Below are 1,168 nucleotides of genomic sequence, written 5' to 3'. Positions count from 1 at the left end.
GGCGGTTTCATACGGTTGTTGCAACGGAGGGGTGGTTGCATGCCGGGTCGTCGGTTGGATGCGGGTGAGCGGGGTCAGATCGCGGTGTTGTTCGCTCGGGGGTTGCGGTTTCCGGAGATCGCGGAGCTGATCAAACGTGATCGGTCAACGGTGTGGCGGGAGCTCAAACGCAACAACGTGTATCGGGGTGCTCACACCGCCGGAATGCTCGCGCGGCATCCTGATCGTCGCCGGTCCGTGGCGTCGGGGACAGGTCCGGGGTTGGGGGGTGAGTACCGGTGGGCGTATTCCGCGTCCGTCGCGCAGCGCAAAGCGGATGAGCGGGCCAAGCGCCCGAAACCACGCAAGCTCATAGCGAGGCGGCCGGCCGCGTCGCCGCTGTTATGGGGTCTGGTCGAGCAGAAGCTGCGGAGTAAGTGGTCCCCGTCGCAGGTGTCTGCTTGGCTGAAGAGCGAGTTCCCTGACCGACCGGAGTATCACGTGTCTCACGAGACGATCTATCAGGCGATCTACTACCAGACCCGCGGAGAGCTGCGCCGAGAACTCGCGCACGAACTGCTGCTGCGCTCAGCACGCGCCTCTCGCCGCCCGCAGTCCCGAGGCGCGCGCGCCGCTCGATCGGGCCGGCTCTGGGCGAAGGACTTCAACATCAGCACCCGCCCCGCCGAGGCCGAAGACCGCGCCGTTCCCGGGCACTGGGAAGGCGACCTCGTGATCGGCGCGCGAGGCACCTCCGCGATCATCACCCTCGTGGAACGCTCCACCCGCTACGTGATGCTCGGCTCACTCCCCGAGGACCGCACCAGCGGAAACGTGACCGCTGTGCTCACCACCCTCATGCACCGACTCCCCGAGCATCTGCGGCGCACCCTCACCTGGGACCAGGGCATCGAGATGGCCCGCCACGCCACCTTCACCCTCGCCACCGACTGCCGCGTGTTCTTCGCCGACCCCCACTCGCCCTGGCAACGAGGATCGAACGAGAACACCAACGGACTCCTGCGCCAATACTTCCCCCGCAGCAGCACCGACTTCCGCACCTACACCCAGACACAACTCGACGCCATCGCCGAAGAACTCAACACCCGACCCCGCAAAACCCTCGACTGGGCCACCCCCGCCCAACGCCTCGACCAACTCCTCGTTGCAACAACCACTTGACCACAAG

General features: G+C 66.3%; 1 protein-coding gene. It reads left to right on the top strand.

The window, feature by feature from the left end; all coding sequences use genetic code 11:
• Positions 1 to 1,161, top strand: a 1,161-nt coding sequence (locus MT351_RS19790) for an IS30 family transposase (RefSeq protein ID WP_243583077.1), incomplete at its 5' end; no start/stop codon positions are given.
• Between the last annotated feature and the right edge of the window lie 7 nt (positions 1,162 to 1,168).

Origin of the sequence: Rathayibacter sp. VKM Ac-2926 (assembly GCF_022815565.1) — a bacterium.
Taxonomy (GTDB): Bacteria; Actinomycetota; Actinomycetes; order Actinomycetales; family Microbacteriaceae; genus Rathayibacter; species Rathayibacter festucae.
Note: the sequence above shows the minus strand (reverse complement) of the source record. Positions and strands in the feature narration are given on the sequence as shown.